Source organism: Vitreoscilla massiliensis, assembly GCF_001457815.1.
Lineage (GTDB): Bacteria > Pseudomonadota > Gammaproteobacteria > Burkholderiales > Neisseriaceae > Vitreoscilla > Vitreoscilla massiliensis.
In genome coordinates, this window is the sequence record NZ_LN898221.1 from 241,448 (window position 1) to 266,271 (window position 24,824).

The window sequence follows — 24,824 nt, forward strand, 5'->3', positions numbered from 1 at the left end:
GCGGTTTATCTAGGCTATAATCGACGTTTTGAAACACCTGTGTGCCTAGCTTACATGAACGAGCCCATTATCCGCCAACACCGCCAGCCAAATCAAATCCGTCCGATTACCATTACCCCCAATTACCTGCCGCATGCCGAAGGCTCGGTATTGATTGAGTGTGGCAACACGCGCGTGATTTGTACCGCTTCGGTTGAGGAAAATGTACCGGGCTTTTTGCGCGGCCAAGGTTTGGGTTGGGTCACGGCCGAATACGGCATGTTACCGCGTTCCACCGGTTCACGCATGCGCCGTGAAGCCGCGGCGGGCAAACAATCGGGTCGCACCCAAGAAATCCAACGCTTAATCGGCCGCTCTTTGCGCGCGGTGGTAGACCGCAGCAAATTGGGCGAGCGCCAAATCTTGATCGATTGCGATGTGATTACTGCCGACGGTGGCACCCGCACCGCCAGCATCACCGGCGCGTTTGTGGCTTTGCAATTGGCAATCAATGGTTTAATCAAACAAGGCTTGATTGCTGAAAATCCCATTACTGAGCAAGTGGCCGCCGTATCGGTAGGCGTGGTGAATGGTGTGGCCTTATTGGATTTGGATTATCCCGAAGATTCCGGCTGCGATTCGGATGTCAATGTGGTGATGACAGCCAGTGGCAAAATCGTCGAAGTGCAAGGCACGGCCGAAGGCGCGACCTTCAGCATAGACGAATTGAATACCTTATTGAAATTGGCCGAACACGGCATCAAAGAATTATTGGATCATCAACAACATGCCCTGCAGTCACAAGCTGCCTGAATATTCTTCAGCAATACCATCATTACCGATGATGGGGCACAAACTTGATGCGCTTGACTTAACTTAAACGGAAGCAAAGAAACATGGCATTAATCGTACAAAAATACGGTGGCACTTCAGTGGGTTCGCCAGAACGCATTAAAAACGTGGCCAACCGCATTGCCAAATTCAAAGCAGCTGGCCACGATGTGGTGGTGGTCGTGTCTGCAATGAGTGGCGAAACCAACCGTTTGGTGGCTTTGGCTGAGGCGATGCAAGAGTATCCAGATCCGCGCGAGATGGATGTGATTTTAGCAACGGGTGAACAAGTGACCATAGGCTTATTGGCCATGGCCTTGAAAAACATCGGCTTGGATGCCAAGAGCTATACCGGTTGGCAAGTGGCGGTCACCACCGACTCTTCGCACACCAAAGCACGCATCGAAGACATAGACGCCGATCACATTCATGCCGACATCAAAGAAGGCAAAGTCATCATCGTGGCTGGCTTCCAAGGTGTGGACAGCAATCGCGACATCACCACTTTGGGGCGTGGCGGTTCAGACACTTCTGCCGTGGCGATGGCGGCGGCATTGAAAGCCGACGAATGCCAAATTTACACCGATGTGGACGGCGTTTACACCACCGACCCACGCGTGGTGCCTGAAGCACGCCGCTTGAAAACCATTTCATTTGAAGAAATGTTGGAATTGGCGAGCTTGGGTTCTAAAGTTTTGCAAATCCGTTCGGTTGAGTTTGCCGGCAAATACAAAGTGCGCTTGCGCGTATTGAGCAGTTTACAAGAAGGTGGCGAAGGCACCCTGATTACCTTTGAAGAGGACGAAGACATGGAAAAAGCAGCAGTGGTAGGCATCGCCTTCGATAAAAACCAAGCACGTATCAATGTACGCGGCGTACCTGACAAGCCAGGCATTGCTTACCAAATCTTGGGTGCAGTGGCCGATGCCAACATCGAAGTGGACATGATCATCCAAAACGTGGGCAACGAAGGCACGACCGACTTCTCATTCACCGTACCACGCGGCGACTACCAACGCACCTTGAACATCTTGCATGAAGTGCAAAAAAACATCGGCGCGCAAATCGTTGATGGCGACAACACTGTGTGCAAAGTGTCTATCGTAGGCGTGGGCATGCGCTCACACGTGGGCGTGGCGTCTACCATGTTCCGTACCTTGGCCGAAGAAGGCATCAACATTCAAATGATTTCAACTTCAGAAATCAAAGTATCGGTGTTGATCGACGAGAAATACTTGGAATTGGCAACCCGCGTCTTGCACAGCGTGTTCGGCTTAGACGACCCAAGCAAAGTGGCACAAGCTTAAACACGGCAACACACATTAATAAAGCGGCCTGTAACTGTTTACAGGCCGCTTTCTCATGCCACACATAATTGTATTGCATCCAATCACACATTGCTGTTTGAATGTGGTGTGCGCAGCGTATGTTTGTCCATAAGCATGCAGTCGTGAGCAACAGTTTGTGTCTCCAAGCTAACCCATAATCCGATGAACTTCACAAATCCATTGCAACGAAAAGCCATTCAACAAGACGCTTATCCCATTACTGCACATGCGGCCTGTAAACGCCATAAACATACGCAAAACCAGCACCACACAGCTTAAACCCAAATTGGATTCACCTTATGACTACAGCGCCATCAAACCAGCCCACACAGCAGCATTCTCAGAGACATCCACTCACGCCTTAAACGTAAACCACGGCTTGAGTCTGGCCACGGGTTCGAGCAAGCCCGCCGCTTGCTGCGCCGCGATGACGGGCTTTACCGCTTTATAGGCTTGCGGCGCTTCCTCGCGCAAACGCTCAGGCTTTAAGGTGATACATTCAAACGGCAAACCGTTATGCTCAGACGCGTTGTGCTGGCGCATCGCTTGGCGCCGCACCGAACGCCCCGCCCCGTGTGAACATGACCACAGCCAATCGGGATGGCCCAAACCTGCCACCACAAACGAGTAGTCGCCCATAGAGCCGGGGATTAAGGCCAGCTTGCCTGCATGCGCCGGCGTCGCACCTTTGCGGTGAATGTTCATGCCTTGCTCTTGCAAGACGACATTGTGCGACACATCCACCACCACGCGGCTGTGGTCGCTGCCCAAGACTTGCCGCAAACCGGCACGCACCAATTCGGTGATGGAGATGCGGTTGGCCCACGCATAGCGCGCCGCGCCGCCCATCGCCAACAAATACTCGGCGGCGCTGCTGCCGGCCAAGGCAAACAAACCTGAAGTGGGGTATTTTTCGGTCGCAGGCCATGCTGCCTTGGCCTTGTCTTGCCAACGCTGACCGACATAAAAACCGACATCGCGCGAACCGGTATGCACCATAATGACCACCTCGCCCAGTTTCAGGCCGGAAGCATACGCCCAGTGGCGTTGCAAAATTTCGTCTACCACTTGGATTTCGACAAAATGGTTGCCCGAACCAACCGTGCCCAAACTGGCAGGACGCAAGATGGCACGCTGTTCAAAAAACGCTTCAGGCGCATAGCGACTGTCGGCCTGTATCTTATCGGCATCGAGGATGTGCGCCAGCTCTGCCTGCATGCGCGCTCTGTCGGCATGTTGCCACAGACCCGCTGCTGGCAAAGCCGCCAACCATGCATCCAAGCCCTGATCAAACAGCGCCCACATCGCTTGCGGTGTCACCGGCAAATCGCGCTGATCCTCCAATAACAAGGCTTTCAACACTTGCTTTAAACTGGCCACATGCGGCAATAACTGTTTCATTTGCAAGCCGGTGGCGATTAAGCGCATGCCGCAATTGATGTCGGTGCCTATGGCCGCAGGGATGACCATGTCGGCACTGGTAGCAACAATACTGCCGACAGGTGCGATGCTGCCAGGATGAAAATCAGGCGTGGCGCGAGCACTGAGCACTTTGCCTGGGTGCTCAGGCAGGTGTACAGCGGCAAAATCCAGCAATTGCAACACGGCTTTTTCTTCTAAGGGCAAAGCCTCAGGCAACAGCAATTGCGCGTGCGCACCATCGCTGGCGCGATGGAAACGGTAAACCGCATGATCATAAGTGGTGTGTATTCCCAAACGGGACAGGCGTTTTTGTAAACGCAAAAAAGAAGACATATGAGCTACTTTCAGAAAAACAAATACATTGCCTCCAGCTGTATTCACAGCCAGAGACTTGTTTTTCCTGCAGCAGCAGAGTCAGGAAGAATGGCGTGCATGATAAGAGGCCACACTCTAAAAGTAAACCGTTTTTTGTGATTTGTTAAGCCACATCAATACCAGCGGCCTGTAAAGCTTGAAAATACGGGCACGGCTGTTATGCTGCCTGTCGAAACAATCCTACACACATCCTAAAGAAGTTTGCATGTTAAAAATCCCTCTCAGCTGCGGCTTATTGCTGCTCAGCGCCCACAGTCCCCTGCTTTGGGCCGAAACCACTGCTCAAGCGGCGCCAGAGCGCAATGCCTTAGGCGAGCTTATTGAAACCACGGTCGAAGATTGGGGCGAGCGTGTGCCACAATTATTGCCCGCGCAAAGCGACCGCGCTACCGTGCCGCCGCAAACCGAAACCGAAGACGCCACCAAGCTAGACCAACACCACGGTAAATGGCGCCGCCGCATAGACACTTGGGCACATGGCATAGACGATTGGTTTGGTGAACCCGACCCCGACCGCCCTGCCAGCGCCAATGTGCGGCTGATGTTAGACCAAACATGGAGCGAGCACGAAGGCTACCATGTCAAACCTCGCATACGCGGCCGCATCAAATTGCCGACCTTGGAGCGCCGCTTCAGCGTGGTGTTTGGTGACGACAGTTTGGACGACCAATTGGCCACATCTAGCCAGTTGCAAGACAACCACAGCGCCGTCAACTCAGACAAACGCTACGATGCCCGCAACACGCGTGAAAGCAATCAATCTTTGGCCTTGCGTTGGTCTAAAGGGATGAAAAACATCGGCGTCGATACTGATTTGGACTTGGGTGTGCGCAGCGGCGACGATGTGTATGTGCGCGCCAAAGCCAGCAAAGACTGGCGCATTGCCGAACATGTGACCACGCGCGCCGAGCAAATTTACCGCTATGGCATAGACAGCAAACACTATGTGCGCAGCAATTTTGAAATCAAACACCAGCGCGATGGCCAGCCGTTTATTGCCAACCAAGTGGATTTGACTTACGCCGATGACGACCAAGACGCCGGCATCAGCTGGGGCAACACCGTGCTACGCGAGCACCAATTTTTCAAAGGCAACCGCATGTCTTATGGCATCAGCGCCAGCGGCTCCAGCAAGAAAAGCCATTTCAACAGCTATGGGCCGTTTGTGTCGTGGCGCCAACCGTTTTTGCGCGATTGGTTTTTTGTGCAAGCCGATGTCAATTACAAAAACAACCGCGACGAAGACCGCGACCATGAAATCGGCACGTTTGTGCGCTTGGAAGCGATTTTTTAAACCTAAGATTTTTAAACCAGCACAGTGGATGTCAACCCAAGCTGCGGGTTGGGTTTTGCATGCCATCGCTGTCGGTATGAAACAAGTGACTGTCATTGAATAAGATAAAATACGTATGTTGCAATGTTTACAGGCCGCATCAGCGACCTGTAAACACATAAATAGCTTGGAGATAGTCTGTTAAGCTTGCGGGGCAAAGCGACCGCTTAAACGGTAGCGACTGCTGGGAAACCACAAGCGCACAAACGTCACCACCGCCCCTTGACTCCACGTGCGGCGTTGGATGACCAAACACGGCTCGCCTTTGGGCATGTACAGCGCGTCGGCGATGTGTTTGGGCGGCAACAGCGCTTCGACAATGTGTTCACCTTCGGAAATGGGCGCCATTGCGCTCAAATAATCATGTGCAGTGGTGCGCTGGTAGTCTTGTTCCAAATATTGCGCCGCCAATTGTGGGTTAACCCAACGGTCTTCAAATTGCACCGCGCGCCCGTCCTCATCGTGCACCATTTGGCTGTGAAACACTTGCGCGCCCGGCACCACATTCAAGGCCAAAGCCACTTCAGCATCGGCGGCCACCCGTTCCAATGTCAAAATGTGGCAGCTGTGCACATGGCCACGGGCACGGATTTCATCGGCAATGCTGTGCACCTCAAACAAGGCCGATTGGCTTTTGGGCTGTGCCACAAACGTGCCCACCCCTTGCAAACGCACCAAGCGCCCTTCATCGGTCAGTTCACGCAAGGCGCGGTTGATGGTCATGCGCGAAAAACCAAATTGCGCCACCAACTCGTGTTCGGAAGGCAGGCGCTGATTCACTTGCCAAACACCACTGTCGATTTGCTGCAATATGTGTTGTTTGACTTGCTCGTATAAGGGCTGGGGTATGTTCAGACTCATGGTCGGTCGCGGCTGTGACATGGTAAATGCCCCATTGTAGCTGATTATGGAGAAAGACAGGCATCTTGCGCCGCAAGATGCCTGACAAATACCCACTCGATGCTTAAGCCATGCTCACAAAAATGTGTTGTGGCAACAAGTGATTCAATATTCGTTGTTGCAATAAGGTCGCGGCTTGCTCGATATCGGGCGCAAAAAAGCGGTCTTCTTCGTAAAACGCGACCTTGGCGCGCAAAGCCTGACGCGCTTCTTCCAGCAACACCGTGGTTTTCAAACCCTCGCGCAAATCCAAACCCTGGCACGCGCCCAACCATTCTATTGCCAAAATGTGGCGCACGTTTTCGCTCATTTCCCACAAGCGCGCACCGGCACGCGGCGCCATAGACACATGGTCTTCTTGGTTGGCCGAGGTCGGAATGCTGTCGACCGAATTCGGGAAGGCCAAAGCCTTGTTTTCGCTGCACAAAGCTGCAGCCGTCACTTGCGCAATCATAAAGCCGGAATTGACCCCACCATTTTTCACCAAGAACGGTGGCAATTGCGACATGTGTTTGTCCATCATCATTGAAATGCGGCGTTCAGACATGGAACCGATTTCGGCAATCGCTAAGGCGATGTTGTCGGCGGCCATCGCCACTGGCTCGGCATGGAAATTGCCACCAGAGAGCACATCGCCCTCATCGGCAAACACCAACGGATTGTCGGACACGGCATTGGCTTCGATTTCCAAGGTGATGGCCGCATGGCGCAATTGGGTTAAGGCCGCTCCCATCACTTGCGGCTGGCAGCGCAGACAATACGGGTCTTGCACCTTGCCACAATGCTCGTGCGACAAGCCCACTTCGCTGTCGTGGCCCAATAAATGGCGGTAAACCATCGCTGCATCAATTTGCCCCGGCTGACCACGCACCGCATGGATGCGCGCATCAAACGGTGTGCGCGAGCCCAAAGCCGCTTCTACGGTCAAACTGCCGGTGACACTGGCGGCGGCATACAAATCTTCCGCTTCAAACAAGCCTTTTAAGGCAAACGCCGTCGACACTTGGGTGCCATTGAGCAAGGCCAAGCCTTCTTTCGGCGCCAATTCGATGGCCGGAATGCCAGCTTGCTTTAAGGCGTCTGCCGCCGACAGCCATTGCCCTTGGTAACGCGCCTTGCCTTCTCCCAACAGCAGCAAAGACATGTGCGCCAACGGCGCCAAATCACCAGAAGCGCCAACCGAGCCTTTGAGCGGTATGTGTGGATACACACCCGCATTGACCATGGCAATCAAATGGTCGATGACAATTTGGCGTATGCCAGAAAAACCGCGTGCCAAACTGTTGATTTTCAATACCATGATTAAACGCACCAGCGCATCGTCCAAAGGCGCGCCCACACCAGCGGCGTGGCTTAACACGATGGAGCGTTGCAGTTTTTCCAAATCTTGTTGCTCAATGTGGGTAGACGCGAGCAAGCCAAAGCCGGTATTGATGCCGTAAGTGGTGCGGTCTTCGGCGACGATGGTATTGACGCAGGCCACACTTTTGGCGATGTTGGCAGCGGCATCGTCGCTCAAACTCACATGACAAGCGTCCTGTAATACCGCGCGTAAATCGGCCAAATTCATTTTGCCTGGGTTGATGGTCAATGCATTCATGGGAACACCTTTGTAGAAATGGGGGGAATTGTATTTATCGTTGTTTATCGTTGTAATGTGACTTGTAGTTATCGCTGCATGTTTGGGTTTACAGGCCGCATTGTTAAAGATGCGGCCTGTAAACCATAAGCATTATTTACCGGTAATCATCGGCAAATTCAAGCCTTGTTCATGCGCACAATCGATGGCGATTTGGTAACCGGCATCGGCATGGCGCATCACGCCTGTGGCTGGGTCATTGGTCAATACACGGGCAATGCGCGCTGCTGCTTCATCGGTACCATCACACACAATCACCACGCCCGAGTGTTGCGAATAACCCATGCCCACGCCACCGCCGTGGTGCAAAGACACCCAAGTGGCACCGCCAGCAGTATTGAGCAAGGCATTGAGTAGTGGCCAATCCGATACCGCATCCGAGCCGTCTTGCATGGCTTCGGTTTCGCGATTCGGGCTGGCTACCGAGCCCGAATCCAAGTGGTCGCGACCAATGACGATTGGCGCAGACACTTCGCCTGAGCGCACCATCTCATTAAACGCCAAGCCCAATTTGGCACGCCAGCCCAAACCTACCCAGCAAATGCGCGCTGGCAAACCTTGGAAGGCGATGCGTTCGCGCGCCATGTCCAGCCAACGGTGCAAATGGGCATCGTCAGGAATCAATTCTTTGACTTTGGCATCGGTTTTGTAAATGTCTTCAGCATCGCCCGACAAAGCCACCCAGCGGAACGGGCCCACGCCGCGGCAGAACAATGGACGGATGTAAGCTGGCACGAAACCCGGGAAATCAAACGCATTGCTCACGCCCATGTCTTGTGCCATTTGGCGAATATTATTGCCATAGTCAAACGTCGGCACACCCATTTTTTGGAAATCCAACATCGCTTGCACATGCACCGCCATCGCTTGTTTAGCGGCCTGTACCGTCGCTTCAGGATTGGTTTTGGCCTGTTCGCGGTATTGCTCCCACGTCATGCCTTGCGGCAAATAGCCATTCAACGGGTCATGCGCACTGGTTTGGTCGGTCACCATGTCTGGGCGCACACCGCGACGCACCAATTCAGGCAACACATCGGCAGCATTGGCACACAAGGCAATCGAAATCGCCTTACCTTCTTTGGTGTAACGCGCCAAACGCGCCAAAGCATCGTCCAAATCGGTCGCTTGTTCATCGACATAGCGCGTGCGCAAACGAAAATCAATGCTCGCCTGTTGGCATTCGATGTTCAAAGAGCTGGCGCCGGCCAATGAAGCCGCCAACGGCTGTGCCCCGCCCATGCCGCCCAAACCGGCGGTCAATATCCATTTGCCGGTCAAATCACCGCCATAATGTTGGCGACCCGCTTCAACAAACGTCTCATACGTGCCTTGGACAATGCCTTGCGAACCGATGTATATCCAGCTGCCGGCGGTCATTTGGCCGTACATGGCCAAACCTTTGGCATCCAATTCATTAAAGTGCTCCCAAGTGGCCCAGTGCGGCACCAAATTGGAATTGGCTATCAACACCCGCGGCGCGTCTTTGTGGGTTTTGAACACGCCCACCGGTTTACCAGACTGCACCAACAAGGTTTCGTCTTCATTCAATTCTTTTAAAGTCGCGACGATCTTATCGAAACATTCCCAATTGCGCGCCGCGCGACCGATGCCGCCATACACCACCAATTCTTTCGGATTCTCAGCCACATCAGGGTCGAGATTGTTCATCAACATGCGCAGTGGCGCTTCGGTCAACCATGATTTGGCGGTCAATTGGGTGCCACGCGGGGCACGAATTTCCACATCGCGGAAGCGGTCGAGGTTTTGGGTGGCAGTCGTCATGGTTGCATCCTTTGCAGAGTTGTTGGTTTCAATTCAAGATGATCTAACTTGTATAGACAACATAGTACAAATATTATATTCTGCATGCAAGAACTTTTTATGCTGCCTCGCAACAAGCTTTTTCAAATGCTTATCTGCATAATCACCACAACACTTAAGGAGTAGCCATGCCCACAACCTTATGGCGCAATGCCACCTTAGTCACCATGGACGCGCACATCGATGGTGCTTATGGCTTATTGCCACAACACGATGTGTTGGTGGAAAACGGTCACATTACAGCCATCCAAGCTACAGGCCGCTTGAGTGCCGATACAGTCATCGATGTGCACCAAAGCCTGATCACGCCAAGTTTAATCGACAGCCACACTCATTTGGTGTTTGGCGGCAGCCGCGCTGGCGAATGGGAGCGGCGCCAAAATGGTGTGTCTTACCAACATATCAGTGCCGAAGGCGGCGGCATCAATGCCACCGTGCGCGCCACCCGTGCCAGCAGCGCCAGCGATTTGTATGATTTGAGCGTCAAACGCTTACAAAACTACCTGAACGAGGGCGTGGGTTTAATTGAAATCAAATCGGGTTATGGTTTGAATCTAGAAGACGAGCGCAAGTGTCTGCAAATTGCCACAGAATTGGGGCAACGCCACCACATCGACGTCAGCCGCACCTTACTGTCTGCCCATGCCATCCCGCCCGAATACAAAGACCGCGCCGATGACTATTTGCAAGTGGTCATCAACGACATCATGCCGACCTTATGGCAAGAAGGTCTGTTTGAATGTGTGGATGTGTTTTGCGAAAACGTTGGCTTTACCTTGGCGCAAAGCGAGCGCTTGTTTCAGGCCGCGGCCAAGCTGGGCATCCCCATCAAAGGCCATACCGAACAATTGAGCCTCATGGGCGGCAGCGCTTTGGTGGCGCGTTACCAAGGTTGGTCGGCCGATCACATTGAGTATTTGGATGAGGCCGGCGTTATCGCCATGGCCAAACACGGCACGGTGGCGAATTTACTGCCCGGGGCTTTTTACTTTCTGCGCGAAAGCAAAAAGCCGCCGATAGACTTGCTGCGCCAACACGGCGTGCCCATGGCGGTGGCATCTGATTTCAATCCCGGCACCAGCCCGTTTGCCTCGCTGCGCTTGGCCATGAATATGGCCTGCGTGCAATTTGGTTTGACCCCATTGGAAGCTTGGCAAGGCGTGACCATCCATGCGGCGCGCGCGCTCAGGCGTGAACATGATTTTGGCCTGCTCAAAATTGGCAAACCGGCGCATTTCAATGTGTGGGATTGCGATCATCCCGTCGATATTTTGTACGAATTGGGCCGTCCATACTTAAAACAGCGCGTGATTCATGGCCAAAGCCAGCTTGGCGCGGCACCTGCTTGATGGCGAAGCTTGCAGCAACACTTTAATCATAATAATGAACCATTGATCATTAACCATAGGGAGAAATGCCATGTGGCAAGCCAGCAAACCTGAGCTTTGGACGGGTCGCGATGACAGTCGCGAAAGCGACAAGGCCAAACGCGTGTTCCAAACCCTCGATGTCGCCAACACATGGCAACCCGAACTCAGCCGCAACAAAATCGCCTTATTGGGCTTTGCCTCAGACGCAGGCGTGGCGCGCAATTTGGGTCGCATCGGTGCGGCTGCTGGGCCGCCCGTGTTGCGCAAAGCCTTGGCCAATATGGCCAGCCACACCAGCGCCTATCCTTTGGTCGACTTGGGCGATATAAGCTATATGGGCGATGATTTGGAAGCCGGCCAAGCCGAGTTTGCCCAAGCAGTGGTCGACATCCACGCCGCACGCGGCAAAACCTTGGTCTTGGGCGGTGGTCATGAAACCGCGTTTGCGCACGGCAGTGGTTTGTTTCAAGCCTATCCGCAGCAACACATCGCCATCATCAACTTCGACCCACATTTGGATTTGCGCCGCCACCCTACGCCAACTTCGGGCACGCCGTTTGCCCAATTGGCCGCCTTGGCCGCAGCGCAACACCGCGTGTTTGACTACACTTGCATCGGCGTCAGCCGCGCCGCCAATACCGCACAATTGCTGGAAGACGCCCAAGAATTCGATGTCAACATCGTGTGGGACACCGAAGTGAACTGGGGCAATGTGCAATACGTGAACACCACCATTGCCAAAGCGATGGCACGCGCCGATGTGGTGTATTTGACCGTGGATTTGGATGTGTTGCCCGGCCACCAAATGCCGGCGGTATCGGCACCAGCGGCGATGGGCATCCCCTTGGATTTGCTGATGCACCTCACCGGCCCGATTTTGCGCAGTGAAAAACTGGTCGGCGCCGATGTGGCCGAATTCAGCCCCCCTTTAGACATCAACGGCCAAGGCGCACGCGTGGCCGCACGCATGCTGTGGCATATGTGGCAATCGTGGTATTAAAACCAGCTTGCTGGCATTAGAATTTGAATATGAGCACATAAGCGGCCTGTAAGCCTTTACAGGCCGCTTATATTGATTTCAATCATTCCGTGTCATTCCTGTTTCATCATTATCACCTGTATATTTATTGCAACATTCAACCGATTTCGTTGCCATAAACCAACACATCAATACCAATAATGGCTTAATCGTTGCCAAAACACGACAAACTCACTTAAGCTGGCGGCTCATTATTTCAGTTCACCCACTTGTAAAGGAGACCACCATGCGACACCTCACCATGCACCCTCACCTTTGCAATCGTGCGTCTGTTTAAAGCCTGAGCTGCTTTCTGAACCACACGCGATTGCGTGTTTTTTTGTCTTTTCAGAAAGTGAAACATGGGCAATCTTATCCCAAGCGCCAAGGTCAACATCTTGGCAAATCACAAGGTATGGCTAGAAGACAATGCCATCCAACAATTGCACACCACTGCCCAATTGGCGCACATCCGCGCCGCCGTTGGCTTGCCCGATTTGCACGCAGGTCGCGGCTATCCGATAGGTGCGGCATTTTTTTCCACTGAGCATTTTTACCCCGCTTTGGTCGGCGGCGACATCGGTTGCGGTATGGCTTTGTGGCAAACCGATTTGCTGCGCCACAAAGTGTCTGGGCGCAAATTGGCCAAACAATTGGGCAATATCGATGGCAGTTTAAGCGGCGATGATTTACAGGCCGCTGCTGACGCTGTGCAACAATTATTGGCGCAACATGCGCTCAGACATGACTATGCCTCTTTACCTCTGGACGCGCACAGCATGACAGCCAGCGTGGGCACCATAGGCGGTGGCAACCATTTTGCCGAATTGTTGCAAACCGATACCGTTTACGACAGTGACACCGCACCCGACCCCAGTCGCGTGTATTTGCTGGTGCACAGTGGCTCACGCGGTTTGGGCGGCGCCATCTTGCGCGAACACGTCGAACAATACGGCCACCACGGTTTACAGGCCGCTTCTACTGCCGCCAGCGCCTATTTGGCTCAGCACAATACCGCATTGGCCTATGCCAAACTCAACCGCGATTGGATTGCCAAGCGCATATTGGCGGCGTGGAAAACCCCAGCGCGGTGCTTGCTCGACATCCACCACAACCATGTGTTGCCAGCGCGCATCAACGGTTGCGATGGCTATTTGCACCGCAAAGGTGCCACGCCTTCCGACCAAGGCTGGGTGATGGTGCCTGGCTCGCGCGGCGATTATTCGTATTTGCTCGCGCCCACCGACAGCAGCGAGTATCTGTACTCCTTGGCGCACGGCGCCGGGCGCAAATGGGCGCGCCAAGACTGTTATGGGCGCTTGTCTGGCAAGTACACGGCGCAAGACTTGCACCAAACGCGTTTTGGCAGCACCGTCGTTTGCGGTGACAAAGGCTTGCTGTTTGAAGAAGCACCAGCTGCGTACAAAAACGTCGATGCGGTGGTAATGACTTTGGTCGAAGCCGGTTTGTGCCGCCTCATCGCCCGCTACAAACCGATGCTCACCTACAAAAAAGGAGACAGCGCATGTTGCTAATCCAAATCAGCGCCGCGCAAGGGCCAGCGGAATGCGAATTGGCGGTGAAATACACGCTGCAACGGCTGCTCAAAGATGCGCAAACAGCCAAGATAGAGGTGCAGCTATTGGAAGCGCTGCCCAGCCAACACGGCTATTTGTCGGTATTGTTACAGGCCGATGGCGATGGCGTGCAAGCGTGGGCAGACAGTTGGTGCGGCAGCATACAGTGGGTGTTTCAAAGCAAAATTCGCCCCAGCCACAAGCGCAAAAATTGGTTTGTCGGCGTTGCCGCTGTTGCCCCAGCCGCGACCTTGCCCAACGACGACAGCATCGTGTTTCAAGCCTGTCGCGCCTCAGGCAGTGGTGGCCAACACGTCAACACCACCGACTCGGCCGTGCACGCCACCCACGTTGCCACTGGCATCAGTGTGAAAGTGATGAGCGAGCGCAGCCAACACGCCAACAAAAAGCTTGCACGCCAACTCATCGCCTTGAAACTGCAATCCTTGGCCGAGTCGGCACAAGCAGACCAGCAGCAACAACGCCACCAGCAACATTGGCAACTGGAGCGCGGCAATCCCGTGCGCGTGTTTAAACTGCCTTAAACACACACAGACAGACCGAGGTCTGTCTGTTTTTTCATCTGTCTGTTCAAAATCTGTACTTAATCGACCTTGTTCACAACGATTTACAGGCCGCATCTATATTGATGCAAACCAATAAGGGACTTCTGCAAAAGCCTGCATCACCGCATATAAGGCATCCTCATCCATGATGTAGACGTGTTTAAACTCCCAATATTGCTGGCGAAAACCCCATTGCGGTTCTGCCCAACTGATGCACATCTGATATTCCTGTGCCTGTGTGCGGCTCAACTGTAGCTTGAAAGTCCCATCAAGGTTTTACAATTGTGCTTGCACCCGACTTGCGAGTGGCAAAGCTTGTATATCCTGCTGAAACAAACGCAGCTGAGCGCACTCCATGTAGAATTTTAAGCGATGCGCAGATTCAGTTTCAAACGACGATGTTTTAAGCGTAACTTGCACGGCCGCAGTAGCCTCTCTGTCTTCCAAGGCCAAGATGTCCAAGCAAAACTCACACGGGTGATGAAAAACAATTTTCAATTTTGCCTCTTTTCTAGCCCATTATTGCTGGCTGCTTAGGGTTTACGCTAACCTATTACTTAATCATTTCCTAGAAAAAATCCATCGCAAACATTGCCTTGCATTTCATGGCAATGAAACAGACCCCGCACAGCAATCTTCAATACTGCAACACCACCCGTTCTGCCATGCAATCACTACAGCTGGCATTGATACGGCGCTGATACTCGTTTACAGGCCGATTGTATGCCTTTCAATGGCATCAATACACCGCAACAAGAACCTTGATGGTGATGCATCCAAATCATGCTGACATGTTACATTAGCGCATTATGATTTTGACAGACTCACACATGCACACCGAACCCATTTGTTGTGAACACTGTTTGGCTGCATTGGTAGCGCGTAAATGTCTGACTGCGGTGGATTTTTGGGTGGAAGCGAATTACGATGGCCGCTTGCGCTTGAGTTATGAATATGTGTGTCCACGCTGTTATGCACAGCGACAGCGGTGGTGTAACGACTTAATCCCCGAAGCTTGCCAGCGCTGAGGTGCAGACATCAGTCTGGGCGAATACCATCTTTACCCTAGCCATCACGCCAATGGCAAGTCATTGTTCATTCATGGGGTCAAGCACACCAACGAGTGTGAGTTTTTGTGTGCCACTTGCCATGCCGCTGCCAAATCAGCATCGGCATCCTAGGCCAAATGTGGAATTTGGGTTAAGCTGACCATATCTTCTTACCCACATGCACCACCATGACCGACCGCGAAATTGCCATTACCCTTATCGTCCTCATCAGTGCGGTGTCGATTTTGACCACGCCGTTTATGCTGATGAAACGCGGCCAAGCGCGCGCGGTGCCGGTCAAACGCAGCCCCTTGGGTTGGGCCTTGGTCATCGCCAGCAATGTCGCTATTACGGTGTTGTTGTTGTGGTTGGGCTTTTATCTGTACCAAAATTTAAGCTAAAAAGCGGCCTGTAAGCGGATATTTATGACTGTTTATCCATGCCAACACCATGATGTTGATTTTTATCGCACAAAACTCCACCATTACTTGATGATTTTGTGACATTTAACACACTATTTAGTGGTTTCTCGGAAAAACACGCGTTTGGGACTTGTGCGCGGCAGCAATTTAAGCCACTATTCTAGAGCAGTTCTGGTAATGTTTTCAAAGCAGTAAATCGTAGCACTGTCTTCTTTTAACTTGGACATTGGCAACTTTATCCGTTGCCCACAGTCTTAAAGTTTCATTTTGCATAAAATGAGGAGGTAACATGGCATACAAACGTGATTGCGCAAGAGCCGAGAGCATACGCATTAAAGATGCTACCGACGCGCACATACGCTCACTCTTTCGTGGTTTACCTCATCCCAAACCAACCGATAAACAACGTGAGCTGGCCAGCCGTCGCATCGCCGCCAGCGTTGATCGTTACTACTTAGAAAGCACCCTCGAGTAAGACTTACCTTGGTTTCTCTGGTAAAAAAATAAAGGCGCAAACCTTAAGGTTTACGCCTTTCGCTTTTTAAATGCGAGCCAACTGGGTTTACAGGCCGCTATTGCTGCTGCTGAGCCATTGTTTTTGCATTACTGCGCACTCAGCTTGTTTCCAATCCAAGTTTTCAACAAAACCATGTTTGTCGAATTGCACTTGCAAATCACAGCGTTGGTAATCTTGGCTTTGCGGTTTGCGGATGTCCAACACATAATTCCACACTTTGGCGCCAAACACGCCTTCGTCAAAATGCGGATTGCCGAGCAAATGGCGCACTTGGTCTTTGTTCAGATTTTTTTCCAAACGCACCACATCGCCTGCTTCATAGCGTTTGACTTGTTTCAAATAACTTTGGTCGAACTCGGGGAAATCCACTTTGCGTTCTTCATTGCTTTGTTTGGGCATGGCAAAAGCCGATACCACCAAGCAAGATGTCACTCCTGCCAACACGTATTTCAATAATTGAGTCATGTTACTCTCTGTTAATTGCGATGCTCGGACAGGTTTACACCTGCCCGATGTCTGCTAGATGATTAGTTGATGATGCCACTGAAGCCTACGCGCACACTGGCGGCACCTTGTGAACCTGCGGCCACACCACCGGTGATTGACCAACGGCCGTTGTCAGAGGTTTTGCGCAAGGTCGCACCGACGGCGTTTTCACCACCGTGGTAAGCGGCGCCCACGGCATAAGTGTATTTACCAGCGATAAACGGTGCGGTTTCCATTGCCATGGCGGCAGCGATACCGGCATTGGCCTTTTTCTCAACATCGTCTATGCGTTGGTTCACATCGCGCAAACCTTGGTTCAAATTGGTGATGCTGTTGCCCAAGGCTTGGTCTTGCTTGTTCAAGGCATCCAAGGCGCCGCCGACATTGTCATAGGTTTGGGCATTGTCACCGTGACCGATGGTGTAGCTAGGTGCGGTCATGACATTGTTTTCCATTTTGGCACCGCCACCCAAGGCATTGGCGATTTGTTGGTTGCTGGCATTCAATTGCGAACCATTCACAGCATCGGTCGAACTTGAATTCACCGCACCTGCAGCCACACCGGTGATTTGGGTATTGCCGGCATCGATGCCTTTAGATGTGATGCTGACATTGCCCACTTGCACTTTGTCTGCGGTCACAGAATCAAATTTCACATCTTTGGCGGTAGACACGGTGTAAATGCTTTGGCCATCTGCACCGGTAGATTTGTTCACCACGATGTTATCGCCTTGCACTACTTCGGTTTTGGCCGCTTGCGCTGCTTGGTTCACATTGCGGATGGCATCGTCTATCGTTGATTGGCCTGTACCACCGATGTCATTATTGCTGATGCTGCCATCAGGGTTAACCGTGGTATTGCCACCGATGATGTCGGCGGTGTTTTTACTCGCATCCAACATGGCATTGTTCAAATCACCGGCGTTCACGCCTTTATTGGCATTGGCCACGTCTTTGTAATCGCCGGCGCTGGCCACATTATTCAAGCTGGTGCCACCGGTGGTGGTGATTTTGCCTGTGGTCGCATCTTGATTAGATGTGGCTGGGGTGCCTTCAAACGTCACGCTGTCTTTGTTGACACTGCCATCGGCATTTTTGTCGTATTTCACCGCAGAATCATTGGCTGCTTGTTGCTCACCTTGCAATTGGTCTTTAACGGCCTGTAACTGCTCTTCGGTCGCCGCACGGCCTGCTTGGGCAAAGTCGCTGGCGGATAAATCGGTATTGCTCAAGCCAGTAATGGTATTGCTGCTGCCACTCATCAACACATTGCCCACCATCACCGAATCAAAATTCACATTGCGCGCCGTGGCCACAGTGTAAATGCTTTGACCATCGGCACCGATGCTTTCGATGACTTCAATATTATCGCCTTCTATCACTTCGGTTTTGGCCGCTTTAGAAGCAGTGTTGACCTTTTTGATCGCATCGTTAACATTGCTTTCACCTGTATCGCCAATATTGGCGTTAGTAATGCTGCCATCAGGATTGATGACGGTATTGCCACCAATGATGTTTTGCACATTGTCTTGTACCACTTGCACTTGCTCTTCAGTCGCAGCACGGCCTGCTTGGGCAAAGTCAGCAGCAGACAAGTCTTTGTTGCTCAAACCGGTCATGGTGTCTGTGGCTTGATCAAGCTTCACATTGCCAACAGTCACAGTGTCAAAATTCACATCTTTTTTGGTCGCTACGGTGTAGATGCTTTGGCCATCTGCACCAGTGGTTTCGGCCACTTCGATATTATCGCCTTCTACCACTTCGGTTTTGGCTGCTTTAGACGCAGTGTTGACCTTTTTGATTGCGTCGTTAACATTGGTTTCGCCTGTACCACCAATATCTGCATAGCTGATGCTGCCGTCGGCATTGATCACAGGTGTACCACCAATGGTGTTCAAGACATTGTTTTGTACCACTTGCACTTGTTCTTCAGTCGCAGCGCGGCCTGCTTGGGCAAAGTCAGCAGCAGACAAGTCTTTGTTGCTCAAACCGGTCATGGTGTTGGTGGCTTGATCCAATTTCACATTGCCAACAGTCACGGTATCAAAGTTCACGTCCTTTTTGGTCGCTACGGTGTAAATACTTTGACCGTCTGCACCTTTGGTTTCGCTGACGTCAATATTGTCGCCTTCCAAAACTTCTGTTTTGGCCGCTTTGGCAGTGGTGTTGACGTTTTTAATCGCATCGTTGACGTTGGTTTCACCCGTGCCACCGATGTCAGCATAGCTGATGCTGCCGTCGGCATTGATCACAGGTGTGCCACCGATGGTGTTTAAGACATTGTTTTGCACCACTTGCACTTGTTCTTCTGTGGCTGCACGGCCTGCTTGGGCAAAGTCAGCAGCTGACAAGTCTTTGTTGCTCAAACCGGTCATGGTGTTGGTGGCTTGATCAAGCTTCACATTGCCGACAGTCACGGTATCAAAATTCACGTCTTTTTTGGTCGCTACGGTGTAGATGCTTTGACCATCAGCACCTTTGGTTTCGCTGACGTCAATATTGTCGCCTTCCAAAACTTCTGTTTTGGCCGCTTTGGCAGTGGTGTTGACGTTTTTAATCGCATCGTTGACGTTGGTTTCACCTGTGCCACCAATATCAGCATAGCTGATGCTGCCGTCAGCATTCACAACTGGTGTACCACCGATGGTATTTAAAACATTGTTTTGCACCACTTGTACTTGCTCTTCAGTTGCAGCGCGGCCTGCTTGGGCAAAGTCAGCAGCAGACAAGTCTTTGTTGCTCAAACCTACCATGGTGTCTGTGGCTTGGTCTAGCTTCACATTGCCAACAGTTACGGTATCAAAATTCACGTCTTTTTTGGTCGCTACGGTATACACCGCTTCACCATTGGCTCCGACTGTTTCAACCACATCCATATTGGCACCCGCTTTTACCGCACTGCGAGCGGCCTGTAAGGCATCGCCAACATGTCATAAGTGCTTGTGCCCAAGGTGTAAGCAGGCGCGGTAATGCTGCCAGTGGTAGAGTCTAATGCAGCACCACCGCCCAAAGCATCGGCAGTAGAATTGGCAATGTTGTCTGCATAAGTCTTGATGGTTTTCAATTGCGCCACGTTCACAGCATCACTGTTTTCCGTACCCGCGGCCACACCAGTGATTTGACGGGTCACGCCATTGGCGACATCACCGACAGATACGGCAGCGCGGCTAGAATTCCAAGTGGCATCAGTGGCGGTACTGGCCAAACCGGTAATCGGGTCGTAACCGGCCACACCTTTGTCTATGGCAGAAACAGAGTCTGTACCGATGGCCACGCCGCCAGCCAAAGTGGCTTTGGCGCCTGTACCGATGGCAGTGGCATCAGCGCTGGCTGAAGAGCCGCTGCCAATCGCAGTTGCATTGTCACCGGTGGCTTGTGCACCACCACCAGCGGTATTGCCTGAACCAATGGCAGTAGAATTCACACCTTGCGCATCGGTATTCATACCAATGGCAGTGGCACCTGATGCGGATGCGGTAGACACCGCACCAATGGCCATCGCACCTTGATCTGTGGCCAAGGCACGCGTACCCATGGCGATAGAGGCAATGCCAGATGCTTCAGAACGGGTACCAATAGCGACTGCAAAAGCCTCACTGGCCACATTTTGCATGCCCAAAGCGGTAGATGCTGCACCTGAAGCGGTGGTTGGAGTGTAAGCGCCAGCTTTGAGCACGTCGCCAGTCAATGCGGTGTATTTGGTACCGTCAGAGGCAATGGCTTTATCGATGTCATCACCACCAATCGCCACACCAGAGTTACCAGAAGTACGCACATTGGCGCCAAAAGCTATGGATTGGTCACCTGAAGCCCATGCTTGATTACCAATGGCTATGGATTGACCGTGATTACCCGTGCTAGACGCATTTTTAGCGGTTGAGGCATTGTTACCGATGGCAATCGATTGTTGCGTCGGGGCACAAGCGCCATTGGTGGTAGGCGTGGTTGCAGTAGGATCTGAACCGATGGCGATGCCTGAATCCATTTTCGTACCTGAACCGGTACTGTTGGCGGTACAGTTGGTATAGGTACTGCCGCCGCCGGCTTCATAAGCCATGGCGTTTTGGCTGGCAGCCATTAAGCCGACAACGGCGATTGCTGTGGCCAAAGCGCTTTTCTTCGCTTTGGTTTTTGATGCTGTTACCTCCGAAACCACTGCCCATGCGTTAATGCTTGTATTCCATACCAATTTGTATATTTTATTCATTATGATTTCTCTTGTGTGTGCGATACCAAAAGTGATATTTGGATTCGATGCCTGTAATTAATATGTAAACATTATATTTACGTAAATTTCCAATGTAAAACAAAAATCTCAATATTTTCAATTAATAACATTACACAAATTACATATTATGACATTAATATATTTAAATTAATTAGACCCGTAAACCCAATAAGAATAATTTATTGCAAATATCTTGATTTAAATCAATACTTTAAAAAATAAAAATATTCTTAGCTCATACTCTATTTTCATTTTGCACAATATTTTGTTGCATTATTCAAATTAAAAAGTAAATGCTGCAAAAAACCAACATTTCGGACATTTTTATTCAATCATAATTTTTTTCTGACATAAAATTACAATTTATAAAAATATCAGGCATTAAAGTTTCATTATCAACTGTTTTAGAGCTCTACTTTTAGCTTCAATACCTGTCTATACCACTGTGCATATCGGTGCTAAACCCGCGACTACTCATGTGCGAAGCCTCATCAAAGCACCATCACAAACCCATGTTTTCATTGATAAATCAATTGAAAACCTCAAATTAACCCCTATCGTTCCCTGCTTGTGATGCCAAACTCAAATACCACTGCCAATTGGCTTGTTCGGCCAATATTCGTGACACTCAGTCGATAAACCCTCTCAAATGAAACAGCTTGCTTGGGCTGACAGCGCCGATAGGGGCCATAAACACCGACACAGTGCGGCTTGCCTAAGCAAAACCGGTTTACCACAGCAGTTGAAATACCAAGGCTGATACAGCATTGGCCATAGAAGTGTCTTGATGGCACAGTTTTGCCAGTACAGACGCAAAAGCGGCCTGTAAACCGCATATTGGGTTTACAGGCCGCTTATTGATTGCTGAGCCACACATTATTACTGTTTGATTATTGCTTGCTATCGCTTAATGCTGTGAATGAGGCTTAAGCCATCTGTAAGCAATGGGACAGCGCACAAACACCACCGTGCGCTTAAAACAAATTGCTAAAACAGCTTATCACCCCACACAGCTCGCTTCGGCTGTGGCCGGTTTTTGCAAACGCAACACCGCATAGCCTGCTACGCCAGCCAAGAGCGAGCCGGCAAACACGCCCAGCTTGCTCAAGTCTTGCCATTGCGGCTGGACAAACGCCAACACACTGATGAACAAACTCATGGTAAAGCCGATGCCACAAAGCAAGGCCACGCCATACACATGCCACCAATTGGCGCCTTGTGGTCGCGTTAACAGTCCAAGTTTCTCGCCCACATACACCATGCCAAACACGCCCACTTGCTTGCCCACAAAGAGGCCCAGCGCAATGCCCCACACCAACGGCTGCGCAAGGTCGGTCCAGCTGATGTTGGCAAACGACACGCCAGCATTGGCCCAACCAAACACCGGCACCACCAAAAAACCTACCCAGCGCTGCAAGCCATGTTCCCATTGCAACAGCGGTGGCCAGCCATCGCCGTGTGGATTCACCACCCGCAGCGGGATGGTCAAGGCCAAAGCCACGCCAGCCAAGGTCGCGTGTATGCCGGATTTCAATACCAACAGCCACAGCAACAAACCCAATATAATGTAAGGACTGTGGCGGTACACATGGCGACGGTTAAGCGCGTACAAACACAGCAACACCAGCGCCGCCGCCAGTAAATACAGCCATTGCAAGCCGCTGCTGTAAAACAGCGCAATTACCACGATGGCCGCCATGTCATCCATGATGGCCAGCGCCGCCAAAAACACCTTCAAACTGCTCGGAACCCGCGAGCCCAATAAGGCCAATACACCCAAGGCAAACGCAATGTCGGTGGCAGTGGGTATCGCCCAGCCCGCCATTACCTCAGGATGACCCCAATTCATGGCCACAAAAATTAACGCCGGCACCAGCAAACCCGCCAGCGCCGCCAAACCTGGCAGCAAGCGTTGTTGCAGGCTTTGCAAAGCACCACCGATAAATTCGCGCTTCATTTCCAAACCCACATACAAGAAAAACACCGCCATCAAGGCATCGTTAATCCAATGCAAGATTGATAAACCAAAAACGCTGTGGTTTAAAATTTGAAAATAGACAGGCGCAAACACACTGTTGGCAAGCGCCAAACCCAATACCGAAGCCAACATCAACACAATGCCGGCAGCAGGCTCAGACGCAAAAAAGACTTGAAAACGTTTGATCATCAACACTCCATAAGCTCGTTCAATCCACAGCCCGCCCCATGCAGCCTGTAAACTCAAAAAACTCAACTCAGTATTGAAACAGAGGCTGAATTATAACCGATTTGCATTTATTCACCCATAAAATCGGCATCTGCATACAAAAACTTACATTAATCAACATTTCACACAGATACCATCATGCAAAAAGATGCGGCCTGTAAACACTGAAACAGGTTTACAGGCCGCATCTTGGTATCGGTCACCTTGTCCATCATCGAAATAGGTAAAACAGCAGCGCAATCAAGCCAAAAAATCCCAACAGCCATATCAAACCAGCGCCCAAGAAACGCAGCCATGCCCACGCTTCAGCATCGACAGCGCGAAAACCATGGCGCAAATGGCGCCAAAACACCCGCAAGCCCTCCAGTATGCCTTCAAATACAGCTTCCAAAATAAGCTCAGGCAACAGCCACACCACCAAGGCGAGCAAGCCTAGCCCCAACAATGTTTCTAACATGGCCCACGTTTATCCATCAGGTCTGGCTCCATTTGCGGTCACTTTCTTTGCTGCAAACCACATCAATGCCGCTATGAATCGCCGCATGTGTTTACAGGCCGCATAATCACGGCGGTTTAAGCCAACACCCATATCATCCCATATATCAGTACTGCGCTAATACCAACAAATAAACCTGCCCACAGCAACATCCGCATGCCCCAGCCCAAACACCCGCGCACATCCTCATTCACCCAGCCCCAGAGCCGACAAATGTGCACCCAGCCACGATAAGCTTTGAGACACACCAGCCGTAACAGACCCCATAAGGCTGCAATCCAAATCTCAGGTGACAATACCAGCACGCAGATGGCCAATAAGCCATGCACAGCCAGCACACAGCGCCACAGTGCTTGCATGATGGTTTGCGCCCATTTATCCAACATCCCCACTCCCGATCATGAACCACACCCCTATCGACATACCACCTGATGTCAAGCCAACAGTTTGCCTTACCATCTCACCTCCAGCCTTAATGCAGATTGCATTCCAATACCGTCGCCACCTATTGAGCAATACATCGCAACGGCTGTGTTCTTACGCCAAACAAACTCTCTCAATCAATAACAAGCGACCTGTAAACGCTGAAACAGGTTTACAGGCCGCTTGTTGTTAATGCAAAAGCGTTGAAATACATGCAGTGTTTTAGGCAAAGAGATGGATGAGCTTAAACCTCGCGCTGTTGCAATTCTGAACGCACTTGCATCAGCGCAAAGCCCAATAAATTCAAGCCTTGCCAGCGCTGAGCTTGTTTGGCATGGGCATGGTTGGCGGCCAAGCCTATGCCCCAAATGCGGTCTACTGGCGAGGCTTCGACCAACACCCGTTTGCCGGTAGCCAACAAGAAGGTTTGCAAATCAAGGTGCTGCGAAAATTTGGCCAGATTGCCAGCGCACACGATGGCAAAGCGTTGCGCCTCCCATACGTCTTCTTGATAGCCGCGCACTTGCCGTCCCAAGTCTTTGGCCTGTTTTGGTGTAGCGGCCTGTAATACCTGCGCAAACACCGCTTCATCGCCAAACAATAAGGCTTTTTGCGCCATCATATAGTGTTCAGCAGTAGCATAAACATGCCCATCCACACTGAACGGCGCCGGATACCACTGACTGAAGCAGCTTTGGTCCACGCTGTAGCCAGCTTTCGGCGTGTGCCCCCAAAAACACAGATAATCGAAACATTCACCCTGCGCACACGCTTGCTGCAATTGCTGCACATACTGCTTGTCACTCATGTTCACCTCTCATGCCACCACTTACAGGCC

General features: G+C 51.5%; 22 protein-coding genes. 10 read left to right on the forward strand and 12 right to left on the reverse strand.

The window, feature by feature from the left end; translation table 11 throughout:
- The first annotated feature begins 54 nt into the window (after nt 1-54).
- Nucleotides 55-792, forward strand: coding sequence for a ribonuclease PH (gene rph / locus BN3003_RS12725; RefSeq protein WP_058357047.1), 738 nt, complete (start codon nt 55-57; stop codon nt 790-792).
- A gap of 83 nt (nt 793-875) precedes the next feature.
- Nucleotides 876-2,117, forward strand: a complete 1,242-nt coding sequence (locus BN3003_RS12730) for an aspartate kinase (protein WP_058357048.1) — start codon at nt 876-878, stop codon at nt 2,115-2,117.
- Nucleotides 2,118-2,492: 375 nt separating this feature from the next.
- Here BN3003_RS12730 and BN3003_RS12735 read toward each other — a convergent pair whose 3' ends face one another.
- Complete coding sequence (locus BN3003_RS12735) at nt 2,493-3,893, reverse strand: RtcB family protein (RefSeq protein ID WP_058357049.1); 1,401 nt, start codon at nt 3,891-3,893, stop codon at nt 2,493-2,495.
- A 247-nt stretch (nt 3,894-4,140) separates the two neighbouring features.
- On the opposite strand from BN3003_RS12735, the gene BN3003_RS12740 reads away from it, so the two are divergent.
- Complete coding sequence (locus BN3003_RS12740; protein ID WP_058357050.1) at nt 4,141-5,229, forward strand: hypothetical protein; 1,089 nt, start codon at nt 4,141-4,143, stop codon at nt 5,227-5,229.
- 180 nt (nt 5,230-5,409) lie between these two features.
- Here BN3003_RS12740 and hutC read toward each other — a convergent pair whose 3' ends face one another.
- From hutC to hutU, 3 genes are all read right to left on the reverse strand, one after another.
- Entirely contained in the window at nt 5,410-6,150 is a 741-nt protein-coding gene (hutC, locus tag BN3003_RS12745; RefSeq protein ID WP_058357051.1) for a histidine utilization repressor, read from the reverse strand.
- Between the two features lie 82 nt (nt 6,151-6,232).
- The gene (hutH, locus tag BN3003_RS12750) at nt 6,233-7,768 is read right to left on the reverse strand and encodes a histidine ammonia-lyase (RefSeq protein WP_058357052.1); all 1,536 of its coding nucleotides are present in this window, start codon (nt 7,766-7,768) and stop codon (nt 6,233-6,235) included.
- A gap of 132 nt (nt 7,769-7,900) precedes the next feature.
- Nucleotides 7,901-9,589, reverse strand: a complete 1,689-nt coding sequence (gene hutU / locus BN3003_RS12755) for a urocanate hydratase (RefSeq protein ID WP_058357053.1) — start codon at nt 9,587-9,589, stop codon at nt 7,901-7,903.
- A 167-nt stretch (nt 9,590-9,756) separates the two neighbouring features.
- Between hutU and hutI the strand changes: the two genes are divergently transcribed.
- From hutI to prfH, 4 genes are all read left to right on the forward strand, one after another.
- Nucleotides 9,757-10,977, forward strand: coding sequence for an imidazolonepropionase (gene hutI, locus BN3003_RS12760; protein WP_058357054.1), 1,221 nt, complete (start codon nt 9,757-9,759; stop codon nt 10,975-10,977).
- A 70-nt stretch (nt 10,978-11,047) separates the two neighbouring features.
- Nucleotides 11,048-11,998, forward strand: a complete 951-nt coding sequence (gene hutG, locus BN3003_RS12765) for a formimidoylglutamase (protein WP_058357055.1) — start codon at nt 11,048-11,050, stop codon at nt 11,996-11,998.
- A 380-nt stretch (nt 11,999-12,378) separates the two neighbouring features.
- Nucleotides 12,379-13,551: an RNA ligase RtcB family protein gene (locus BN3003_RS12770; RefSeq protein WP_058357056.1), complete on the forward strand. Its 1,173-nt coding sequence runs from the start codon at nt 12,379-12,381 to the stop codon at nt 13,549-13,551.
- Complete coding sequence (gene prfH, locus BN3003_RS12775; RefSeq protein ID WP_058357057.1) at nt 13,542-14,138, forward strand: peptide chain release factor H; 597 nt, start codon at nt 13,542-13,544, stop codon at nt 14,136-14,138. The genes BN3003_RS12770 and prfH overlap by 10 nt, the downstream gene beginning before the upstream one ends.
- A gap of 96 nt (nt 14,139-14,234) precedes the next feature.
- On the opposite strand, the gene BN3003_RS18885 is transcribed toward prfH, so the two are convergent.
- Entirely contained in the window at nt 14,235-14,378 is a 144-nt protein-coding gene (locus BN3003_RS18885) for a hypothetical protein (protein ID WP_159061449.1), read from the reverse strand.
- A 611-nt stretch (nt 14,379-14,989) separates the two neighbouring features.
- Between BN3003_RS18885 and BN3003_RS12785 the strand changes: the two genes are divergently transcribed.
- From BN3003_RS12785 to BN3003_RS12795, 3 genes are all read left to right on the forward strand, one after another.
- Nucleotides 14,990-15,187, forward strand: a complete 198-nt coding sequence (locus BN3003_RS12785) for a hypothetical protein (RefSeq protein ID WP_147645438.1) — start codon at nt 14,990-14,992, stop codon at nt 15,185-15,187.
- Nucleotides 15,188-15,396: 209 nt separating this feature from the next.
- Entirely contained in the window at nt 15,397-15,609 is a 213-nt protein-coding gene (locus tag BN3003_RS12790) for a hypothetical protein (RefSeq protein ID WP_058357060.1), read from the forward strand.
- A gap of 310 nt (nt 15,610-15,919) precedes the next feature.
- Nucleotides 15,920-16,105: a hypothetical protein gene (locus BN3003_RS12795; protein ID WP_058357061.1), complete on the forward strand. Its 186-nt coding sequence runs from the start codon at nt 15,920-15,922 to the stop codon at nt 16,103-16,105.
- An 87-nt stretch (nt 16,106-16,192) separates the two neighbouring features.
- On the opposite strand, the gene BN3003_RS12800 is transcribed toward BN3003_RS12795, so the two are convergent.
- From BN3003_RS12800 to BN3003_RS12830, 7 genes are all read right to left on the reverse strand, one after another.
- Nucleotides 16,193-16,612 (reverse strand): outer membrane protein assembly factor BamE, encoded by a 420-nt coding sequence (locus tag BN3003_RS12800; protein WP_058357062.1) that lies wholly within the window; start codon nt 16,610-16,612, stop codon nt 16,193-16,195.
- Between the two features lie 62 nt (nt 16,613-16,674).
- Nucleotides 16,675-19,509, reverse strand: a complete 2,835-nt coding sequence (locus BN3003_RS12805) for a YadA-like family protein (RefSeq protein WP_058357063.1) — start codon at nt 19,507-19,509, stop codon at nt 16,675-16,677.
- Nucleotides 19,510-19,523: 14 nt separating this feature from the next.
- Nucleotides 19,524-20,840 (reverse strand): ESPR-type extended signal peptide-containing protein, encoded by a 1,317-nt coding sequence (locus tag BN3003_RS12810; protein ID WP_058357064.1) that lies wholly within the window; start codon nt 20,838-20,840, stop codon nt 19,524-19,526.
- Nucleotides 20,841-21,861: 1,021 nt separating this feature from the next.
- Entirely contained in the window at nt 21,862-23,028 is a 1,167-nt protein-coding gene (gene nhaA, locus BN3003_RS12815) for a Na+/H+ antiporter NhaA (protein WP_058357065.1), read from the reverse strand.
- Between the two features lie 250 nt (nt 23,029-23,278).
- Complete coding sequence (locus BN3003_RS12820; protein ID WP_058357066.1) at nt 23,279-23,524, reverse strand: hypothetical protein; 246 nt, start codon at nt 23,522-23,524, stop codon at nt 23,279-23,281.
- A gap of 116 nt (nt 23,525-23,640) precedes the next feature.
- Complete coding sequence (locus BN3003_RS12825) at nt 23,641-23,922, reverse strand: hypothetical protein (RefSeq protein WP_147645439.1); 282 nt, start codon at nt 23,920-23,922, stop codon at nt 23,641-23,643.
- 308 nt (nt 23,923-24,230) lie between these two features.
- A complete protein-coding gene (locus BN3003_RS12830) occupies nt 24,231-24,794 on the reverse strand; it encodes an NADAR family protein (protein ID WP_058357068.1) in 564 nt (187 codons plus the stop codon).
- Nucleotides 24,795-24,824: the final 30 nt, after the last annotated feature.

Bases quoted from the DNA above. Each gene is read 5' to 3' on its own strand.
- rph (WP_058357047.1), top strand. From the start codon at position 55: ATGAACGAGCCCATTATCCGCCAACACCGCCAGCCAAATCAAATCCGT.
- BN3003_RS12730 (WP_058357048.1), top strand. From the start codon at position 876: ATGGCATTAATCGTACAAAAATACGGTGGCACTTCAGTGGGTTCGCCA.
- BN3003_RS12735 (WP_058357049.1), bottom strand. From the start codon at position 3,893: ATGTCTTCTTTTTTGCGTTTACAAAAACGCCTGTCCCGTTTGGGAATA.
- BN3003_RS12740 (WP_058357050.1), top strand. From the start codon at position 4,141: ATGTTAAAAATCCCTCTCAGCTGCGGCTTATTGCTGCTCAGCGCCCAC.
- hutC (WP_058357051.1), bottom strand. From the start codon at position 6,150: ATGTCACAGCCGCGACCGACCATGAGTCTGAACATACCCCAGCCCTTA.
- hutH (WP_058357052.1), bottom strand. From the start codon at position 7,768: ATGAATGCATTGACCATCAACCCAGGCAAAATGAATTTGGCCGATTTA.
- hutU (WP_058357053.1), bottom strand. From the start codon at position 9,589: ATGACGACTGCCACCCAAAACCTCGACCGCTTCCGCGATGTGGAAATT.
- hutI (WP_058357054.1), top strand. From the start codon at position 9,757: ATGCCCACAACCTTATGGCGCAATGCCACCTTAGTCACCATGGACGCG.
- hutG (WP_058357055.1), top strand. From the start codon at position 11,048: ATGTGGCAAGCCAGCAAACCTGAGCTTTGGACGGGTCGCGATGACAGT.
- BN3003_RS12770 (WP_058357056.1), top strand. From the start codon at position 12,379: ATGGGCAATCTTATCCCAAGCGCCAAGGTCAACATCTTGGCAAATCAC.
- prfH (WP_058357057.1), top strand. From the start codon at position 13,542: ATGTTGCTAATCCAAATCAGCGCCGCGCAAGGGCCAGCGGAATGCGAA.
- BN3003_RS18885 (WP_159061449.1), bottom strand. From the start codon at position 14,378: ATGTGCATCAGTTGGGCAGAACCGCAATGGGGTTTTCGCCAGCAATAT.
- BN3003_RS12785 (WP_147645438.1), top strand. From the start codon at position 14,990: ATGCACACCGAACCCATTTGTTGTGAACACTGTTTGGCTGCATTGGTA.
- BN3003_RS12790 (WP_058357060.1), top strand. From the start codon at position 15,397: ATGACCGACCGCGAAATTGCCATTACCCTTATCGTCCTCATCAGTGCG.
- BN3003_RS12795 (WP_058357061.1), top strand. From the start codon at position 15,920: ATGGCATACAAACGTGATTGCGCAAGAGCCGAGAGCATACGCATTAAA.
- BN3003_RS12800 (WP_058357062.1), bottom strand. From the start codon at position 16,612: ATGACTCAATTATTGAAATACGTGTTGGCAGGAGTGACATCTTGCTTG.
- BN3003_RS12805 (WP_058357063.1), bottom strand. From the start codon at position 19,509: ATGGATGTGGTTGAAACAGTCGGAGCCAATGGTGAAGCGGTGTATACC.
- BN3003_RS12810 (WP_058357064.1), bottom strand. From the start codon at position 20,840: ATGAATAAAATATACAAATTGGTATGGAATACAAGCATTAACGCATGG.
- nhaA (WP_058357065.1), bottom strand. From the start codon at position 23,028: ATGATCAAACGTTTTCAAGTCTTTTTTGCGTCTGAGCCTGCTGCCGGC.
- BN3003_RS12820 (WP_058357066.1), bottom strand. From the start codon at position 23,524: ATGTTAGAAACATTGTTGGGGCTAGGCTTGCTCGCCTTGGTGGTGTGG.
- BN3003_RS12825 (WP_147645439.1), bottom strand. From the start codon at position 23,922: ATGCAAGCACTGTGGCGCTGTGTGCTGGCTGTGCATGGCTTATTGGCC.
- BN3003_RS12830 (WP_058357068.1), bottom strand. From the start codon at position 24,794: ATGAGTGACAAGCAGTATGTGCAGCAATTGCAGCAAGCGTGTGCGCAG.